Origin of the sequence: Streptomyces sp. cmx-18-6, from assembly GCF_046548915.1 — a bacterium.
Classification (GTDB): domain Bacteria; phylum Actinomycetota; class Actinomycetes; order Streptomycetales; family Streptomycetaceae; genus Streptomyces.
Genome location: NZ_JAEBEP010000010.1, coordinates 304,894 through 312,307 on the forward strand (window position 1 = coordinate 304,894; position 7,414 = coordinate 312,307).

A 7,414-nucleotide genomic window follows, 5' to 3' on the forward strand; every position below is an offset into this window, starting at 1 on the left:
GGAACACCATCCATGCACGTCAAGACCGATGCCGCCGACGCGCGGATCCGCAAGAACGGCTGCGACATCCGCGAGCTCTACCCGTGGAACGGCGTCGTCACGCCGCCCTGGAACAGCACCCTGTGCTCGATCCGCCCCACCGAGTCCAGCACGCCCCACGGCCACGCCACCGACGAGACGTTCATCTTCATCAGCGGTGAGGGCTTCCTGCGGGTCGGAGCGGAGGAGCGGACGATCACCCCGGGGGACGTCGTCTACATTCCGCACGGCACCGACCACGTGGTGACGAACACCAGCGATTCCGCGCCGCTGTCGTTCGTCAGCATCTACTGGCTCCAGCCCGCCGACGACAAGCAGGACGCCTGATGACCGGCAAGGCGGACGGCGCCCCGTCCCCGCGGCGGCGCGTCAACGTCACCTTCTCCCCGCCGACGCCCAACGGCGACCTGCACCTCGGTCATCTGGCGGGGCCCGTGCTGAACAGCGACGTGTGCGCCCGGTCGCAGAAGATCCTGGGCCACGACGTGGCCTTCGCCACCAGCACCGACGACAACCAGACCTATGTCGTCACCACGGCCGAGCGGCTCGGCACCATCCCCGAGACCCTCATCCAGCAGGCGCTGGACAGCGTGACCCGCTCCCTGGACCTGGCGGGCGTCGACGTCGACCTGTTCGAGCGGCCGGACGCCGACTACACCACCTTCGTCCGGGACTTCTTCACCCGGCTGTGGGAGCACGGCGCCTTCGACCTCCGCGAGATCGAGCTCCCGTACGACGAGGCCACGGGCGAGTACAAGGCCGAGGCGTTCGTCACCGGCCGCTGCCCCACCTGCCTGGCCCACGCCCGGGCCGGGGTGTGCGAGGCGTGCGGCCTGTACAACCTGCCCGGCGCCCTGCTCCCGGTCGCGGACACCGCGTCCGCCCTGCCCAGCCGAACCGTCTCCGTATGGGTCCTGGACCTCGAACGCTACCGGTCGATGATCACCAACTGGTACCGGACGACCGACGTACAGCTCCGCCCCGACCTGGCCAAGGTCGTCTCCGACACCCTCGCCGGCCGCCTCCCCTACATCCCCCTCACCTACCCCACCGCCTGGGGCATCACGGTGGACTGGGACGGGCCCGACGTACAGCCGCAGGCCATCAACGCCTGGCCGGAGATCTACGTCGGCCATGTCTACTGGCTCCAGCAGGCGCGCATGGACGAGTTCACCCCCTGCGACGAGCTCGTGCAGTTCATCGGCATCGACAACGGCTTCTACAACGCGTTCGTGTACGTGACGCTCGCACTGCTCGCCGCCCGCCACGGCATGTCGATCTCGCTGCCCAAGACCCGCACCATCACCAACCAGTACTACATGCTGGAGGGCCGCAAGTTCTCCACCAGCAAGGGCGACGTCCGGTGGGCGAAGGACTACCTGGAGACCGTGGGGCGTGACCGGGCCCGATTCGTGCTCGGCCTCACCAGCCCGGAGCTCCAGCAGGCCGAGTTCAGCGAGCCCATCGCGGCCGCCACCATCGAGGCCCGGTACGACGCCCCCCTGCGGGTCATCACCGAGGCCCTCGGCAGGACCCTGACCGGCCGAAGCGTCAGTGCGGCCCCCTCCGCCTGGTGGCAGGCCGCGATCACGGCCTCACGCGGCCGGTTCGAGGACGCCTTCCGGCTGGAGACGTTCAGCGTGCGCCGGGCGACCGAGGCCGTGGCCCTGCACCTGGAGGTCCTCGCGCTGCGCTGCGGCGCCATCCGGACCGACGACGAGAGCGACGTCTCCGGAGCGCTCCAGTTCCTCTGGACCCTGCGCACCCTGGGCTGGCCGGTCACCCCCGACCTGAGCGACCACATCTCCCAGGCGTTCTCCGCCGAGTCCACGGCCGGCAAGGCGCCCCTGCTCGCCGACCTCGACACACCGCCCGTGGGCGCTTTCCGGGGCCTGACCGTACCGCCCGCCCCGACGCCCGCCGGCTGAAACGGCCCACGCCGCTTCCTCCTCCGTTCCACGTTCCCTCACCGCACCCCTTTCACGGACAAGGATTTCCGTCATGCTGCGCACCTTCATGAACGCCAAGATCCACCGCGCCACCGTCACCGACAGCAACCTCAACTACGTCGGATCCATCACCATCTCGCCCGAGCTGCTCGACGCGGCGGACATCGGGATCCACGAACTCGTCCACGTCGTGAACGTCAACAACGGCGCCCGGTTCGAGACGTACACGATCCTCGGCGAGCCCGCCGCCAACCAGGTGGTCGTCAACGGGGCCGCCGCCCGCCTGGTCGAGACCGGCGACAAGGTCATCATCATCAGCTACGCCCAGCTCACCCCGGACGAGGTCGCCGACCACAAGTCGCGGGTCGTCCACGTGGACGACGCCAACGTCATCACCGAGACGGCGCTCCTGAGCACCTGAGCCGCTCGTGCCCGGACCCGTACGACGTTCCTGCATGCACGACAAGTCGAGGATGCGTGAAACGTGAAGAGCCAAACGATCCATCCGGTGCTGGGAGTGGGGTTCGGGCCCGCCAACCTCTCCCTGGCGGTCGCGCTCGAGGAACGCGGCCGCGCCGAAACCGCCCACTTCATCGAACGGTCCGCCGGCTTCCAGTGGCAGCGTGAGCAGTTGCTGTCCGGGGCCGACATCCAGAACAACCCCTTCCGGGACCTGGCCATGCCGCGCAACCCGGCCAGCCCGCACACGTTCGTCAAGTACCTCGCCTCCCGCGGCTCGCTGACGGACTACCTGCACCTGAACGCGAAGTTCCCGCTGCGCCGCGAGTACGCCGACTACCTCACCTGGGTGGCCGACGCCTTCCGGGAGCAGGTGGACTACGGCCGATCGGCCGTGGGGCTCTCACTCGTCCAGGGGGACGACGGCGGCGAGGTGTTCCGTGTGGAGACCGACGACGGCGGCGCCTACCTCGCCCGTACGGTGTCCGTCGGCACCGGCCGGTCGCCGCGCGTCCCGCCCGCCTTCCACCGAGGTCTCGGGCCGCGCGTCTTCCACTCGACGCGCTACCTCTCCTCCATCGAGCAGCTGGGCGACCGGCCGCTGCGGGTGGCGGTGGTCGGCGCGAGCCAGAGCGCGATCGAGATCATCCTCGACCTGCTGGCACGCCCGCAGGTCCGGCAGGTCGTCTCCATCCACCGCAGCATCGGCTTCCGCCTCAAGGACACCAGTCCCTACAGCAGACGGGTGTTCCTGCCCGAGTTCGTCGACTACTTCCACCCCTTGTCCACTGCGAAGAAGCGCAGGCTGCGCGGCGAACTGCGGTCCATCAACTACGCAGCCTGCGACCAGGACGTCATCGACCGCCTCGCGGGCGTCCAGCACGAGTACCAGCTCACGGGATCCGACCGGCTGCTGATGAAGCCGTTCTCCGAAGTGGTCCTCAGCCGGGAGCAGGGGCAGACGCAGCGACTGGTGCTGCGCGACGTCAACCACCTCACCGAGGAGTCCGTGGACGCCGACGCGGTCATCCTGGCCACCGGCTTCCGGGACTTCGGCAGCGAGCAGGGGGACGAGCCCTACCACCCGCTCCTGGAGGGGATCGCCCACCGGCTGCCGCTCGACGAGGAGGGCGTCCCCGTCGTCTCACGGGACTACTCGATCGAGCTCAAGTCCCAGGCGGACAGCCCGCAGCCGCTCAGGGTCTACCTCAACGGGCTCTGCGAGGCGAGTCACGGCATGGGCGACGCGGGCGCTCTGGCCATGCTCTCCGTACGGGCGACGGACATCGCCGACTCGCTCCAGCGGAACCAGGCGCACGACCGCGAGGAACTGCTCGCCTTCGGGACGTCCCCGTGAGCTGGTTCCCCGCCACCGCGGACGTCGTCGTCGTCGGCGGCGGCATCATCGGGCTGGCCACGGCCGAGCGGCTGACCGACGCCGGTCTCACCGTGGCCGTGGTCGACGAGTCCGGTATCGCCGGAGGCGCCACAGGCGTCTCCGGCGGTCTCGTCCGCGCCTTCGCACCGTCCGGCGGCGACCAGGATCTGGCCGCCGCCGGACTGGCCGTCTACCGGAAGCGGGGATGGCACGGCACCTGGCCCGCCGTACGGGGCCGCGGCAGCCTGACCTTCCTCGCATCCGGTGACCTCGCACAGGCGCACCCCGCGGTGACCGCCCTCCGGGAAGCGGGGCACAAGGCGGAGATCCTCACCGCCGAGGACGTCACCACCCGCTTCCCCGGACTCCGGCCGGCCGCGGGGGAGTACGCCGTGTACGAGGAGGAGGCCGGCTGGCTGCCGGCACGCGAAGTCTCCGCCGCCCTCGTCCGCGACGCGGGCCCGCTCCTGCGTCAGGTCCGGGCGCGGGCCACCGGCCTGCTCGCCTCCGGTTCCCGTGTCACCGGTGTCGAGACGAGCGCGGGGACGATCCGGGCGAGGGCCGTGCTGCTCGCCACCGGTACCGGCAGCACACCCCTGGCGGCGACCGTCGGCGTGAGACTGCCCCTGCGCACCCGGGCGGTCGGCTACTGCCTGTTCCGCCTGGGCGGCGGGGCCGTGAACACGGACCTGCCCGTCGTCGTCGACCGGGTCGCCGGTTCGTGGCTGCGGCCCTGGGACTCGGCGTCCGTCGTGCTCGCGGGCGTCTTCTCACCGAGGACGGACGTGCCCGCCGAGGTGCGCCACGGCGTCCCCGAGCAGGAGGTGGAGCGAGTCCGTGACGTGCTGCTCCGGCGGATCCCGCATCTTGCGGAGGCCCAGCCGGTGGGCGGTGTGATGGCCTACGACGCGATGTCCCCCGAGGGGGTCGGGTCGGTGGAGGCACGGCCCGAGGTCGCCGGCCTGGTCACCGCGACCGGCTGGAACGGCGGCGGCTTCAAACTGGCGCCCGCCGTGGGCGAGCGCGCGGCCGGACTGCTGCGGGAGGCGATGGCCTGATGCCCGATGCCGTACGCCTCAACCCCACCGACGAGATGCTGCACAGCGCGGCCGCGACCCTGGGCTCCAGCCGGATCGTCCAGGTCCTGTGGTCGTTCCCGCACCCGGTGCGGGCCGACGCGCTGGAAGCCGAGTGGCAGCGCCTGGACCGGGGGCGACTGAGCCGCCGGGCCGTCGCCTCGGCGATCCCCGGAGCACGGCGCAGCTGGGTCCGCGCCCGCAACGCGGAGCGCTTGAGCATCAGCGCGGACCGGGTGACCGGCCGCACGCTGATGGAATGGGCCGACGTACAGGTGAGGGTCCCGCTGCCGCCCGGCTCGGACGCGTTGTGGCGACTGGCCGCCGCACCGTACGGGAGTGGGAGCGTGGTCTCGTTGACCGTGCCGCACTTCCGTTGCGACGGCCTCGGCATCTTCAACGCCATCGCCTCCGAGGAGCCGTCCAGCGCCATCGCGGCACAGGGCCCCGGCCCACTGGCCGACGCGGCCGACGTCCTCGGGCAGGCCGTGCGAGCCGGCGCGGCGACCGCTCGACGGCTGCCGCGGCTGTGGAGCGACGCCGCCGAACGGGCGCGGCTCGTCTCGGCACTGCGGCGGCCGCCGAGCGGTCCGCCGCCGGGCGACCACGCGGAGCCGCGCTTCTTCACGTCGCTGGTCCTGGAGACGGACGCGGTCGCGTGGGAGGAGCGGGCGCGTGCCCAGGGCGGAACGGTGAACAGCCTGTTCATCGAGATCGCCGCCAATCTGGTGCGCGCGGCCGTCCGCGACGGGGCGCCCGAGCCGGTCCAGGTGGGCCTGCCGATGACCTTGCGGGAGTCCCAGGACGACGGCCGGGCCAACGCCCTGATCGTCCTGCCGCTGACGGTCCCCGGCGGACCCGCGCGCCACACCACCCTGGGGCCGACCCGAGAGGCGACGGGAAAGCTGCTGGGTCGCGGGACCGAGCGCGGCAGCACTCTCGTCCCGGAGCCCCTGTGGCACCTGCTGCCCGACCGCCTGGCTCACCGGCTGCTGAGGCCGGGGGCGCAGCAGACCGATGTCGTCGCCTCCAACTTCGGCCGGACGCCCGACGTGGTCGCGCGCTTCGCCGGGCAGCGGGCCGGCACCGTCGCCGTACGCACGATGAACGTGCCCGGTGTGGTGCCGGACAGGGCCCGGATCCGGGCCTCGTTGTGTCTTGTCCGCACCGGTGACCGGATGGCGGTGACCGTCACCGGCATGCCCGACCACTTCGGTGACGGCTCTTCCCTGGGGCGGTTGGTGAGCGAGGAGCTCAACGCCTGGGGCCTCACGGTGGACCGGTGGTGGGGAGCCGAACCGGTCTCGCACGCGCCGGACAGCGCTTAGGCGCTGCCCGGCCCCGGTCCGCCGGGCGCCCCCGAGGCGCTGCCCGGCCCCGGTCCGCCGGACGCTCCCGGTGCCTTTCGTTTCCGACCGCAGAGAGAAGGTACTGGTTCCATGTCGGCAGCACCTACAGCCGCCCCCCTGCCCGAGCGGTGGTTCCGGGCGACCCCGGACTCCGCCCGGCTGCCCCGTCCCCGTCTGCTGGCCCGCTCCCTCATCCACTTGAGGGAACTCGACGAACAGATCGGCTTCTACGAGGAGTTGACCGGCACTCCGGCGGATCTGCGCATGCCCATCCCCGACTTCGGCGGCCTCGAACTCGCCGCCGTGGGGAACATGCTGCTGATCGCCAGCATCAGACCGTTCACCGACATCCAACGGCGTACGACGCACTCGGTCATCGTCCCGTCCCTGAGCGGACAGCTGGACCGACTGCACGACATCGGAGGGACGGTGCTGGAGCCGCCCGAGACGATCCTCCCCGGCAGCCGCGCCCGCGTGCGGTACGCGGACGGGACGATCGCCGAGCTGGTCGAGCACCGTCCCCGGCCGGGTGAGCGCCCACGTCCCGGCCGGCACACGGCGCACCACGACGGGGCGCCGCGGCTGCTCGTGCGCAGAGCGGTCAGTGCCTCCGCCTTCCCGGCAGCCGTCGCCCAGTACGAGAGCATCCTCGGCACGGGCTGCGATACCCGCCTCCAGCTGAACGGCATCTCGCCGATCAGGCTGGCGACGGTCGGCGACCTGCTGATCGTCGGCACGGACGGACCGGAGTACACCGTGAGCGCGGATATCGACCTGGCGCTCGTGATGACCGGGCCGCTGGACAGCGCGTACGTGGAGAGCGCACCCGCTGCGGAGCGGCCGGCCGGGGCCGCGTCCGCCCGACACCACGTCGTCAGGCTCCGGGGCGGCACGCTCGCCGAGGTGTGGGACACGTCTGTCGGACTGCACCGCGCCGCGGTGCCCGCCGGTCGTGGCGTCCGGGTCGCAGAGGCCGGTACGCCATGACCACCGACGAGCGGGTCGCGATACCCGATACGACGGGAACCGCGGGTGGCGAGGGGAAGGAGGTTCGTCGTCTGGATCGGGTGATCATTCGTTTCGCGGGTGATTCGGGTGATGGTATGCAGCTCACGGGTGACCGGTTCACGTCGGAGACGGCGTCGTTCGGGAATGATCTGTCGA

At 71.5% G+C, this 7,414-nt stretch carries 8 protein-coding genes; all 8 read left to right on the forward strand.

Translation table 11 applies throughout. The features are described 5' to 3' along the window. The first annotated feature begins 12 nt into the window (after window positions 1–12). Window positions 13–366 carry a cupin domain-containing protein gene (locus ACLJPL_RS24155; RefSeq protein WP_411083006.1) on the forward strand — a complete coding sequence of 118 codons (354 nt, stop codon included), beginning with the start codon at window positions 13–15 and terminating at the stop codon, window positions 364–366. Next, window positions 366–1,967 carry a class I tRNA ligase family protein gene (locus ACLJPL_RS24160; protein ID WP_411083007.1) on the forward strand — a complete coding sequence of 534 codons (1,602 nt, stop codon included), beginning with the start codon at window positions 366–368 and terminating at the stop codon, window positions 1,965–1,967. Before ACLJPL_RS24155 ends, ACLJPL_RS24160 begins: the two co-directional genes overlap by 1 nt. 73 nt (window positions 1,968–2,040) lie before the next feature. Continuing rightward, entirely contained in the window at window positions 2,041–2,409 is a 369-nt protein-coding gene (gene panD / locus ACLJPL_RS24165) for an aspartate 1-decarboxylase (RefSeq protein ID WP_411083008.1), read from the forward strand. Between the two features lie 63 nt (window positions 2,410–2,472). Then, complete coding sequence (locus ACLJPL_RS24170) at window positions 2,473–3,804, forward strand: SidA/IucD/PvdA family monooxygenase (RefSeq protein ID WP_411083009.1); 1,332 nt, start codon at window positions 2,473–2,475, stop codon at window positions 3,802–3,804. Further along, window positions 3,801–4,883, forward strand: coding sequence for an NAD(P)/FAD-dependent oxidoreductase (locus tag ACLJPL_RS24175; protein WP_411083010.1), 1,083 nt, complete (start codon window positions 3,801–3,803; stop codon window positions 4,881–4,883). Before ACLJPL_RS24170 ends, ACLJPL_RS24175 begins: the two co-directional genes overlap by 4 nt. Beyond that, window positions 4,883–6,229: a hypothetical protein gene (locus ACLJPL_RS24180; protein ID WP_411083011.1), complete on the forward strand. Its 1,347-nt coding sequence runs from the start codon at window positions 4,883–4,885 to the stop codon at window positions 6,227–6,229. Before ACLJPL_RS24175 ends, ACLJPL_RS24180 begins: the two co-directional genes overlap by 1 nt. Before the next feature lie 111 nt (window positions 6,230–6,340). After that, the gene (locus tag ACLJPL_RS24185; protein WP_411083012.1) at window positions 6,341–7,237 is read left to right on the forward strand and encodes a lactoylglutathione lyase; all 897 of its coding nucleotides are present in this window, start codon (window positions 6,341–6,343) and stop codon (window positions 7,235–7,237) included. Continuing rightward, window positions 7,234–7,414: hypothetical protein (locus ACLJPL_RS24190; protein ID WP_411083013.1), on the forward strand; the 181-nt coding region annotated here is incomplete at its 3' end. The genes ACLJPL_RS24185 and ACLJPL_RS24190, both read left to right, overlap by 4 nt.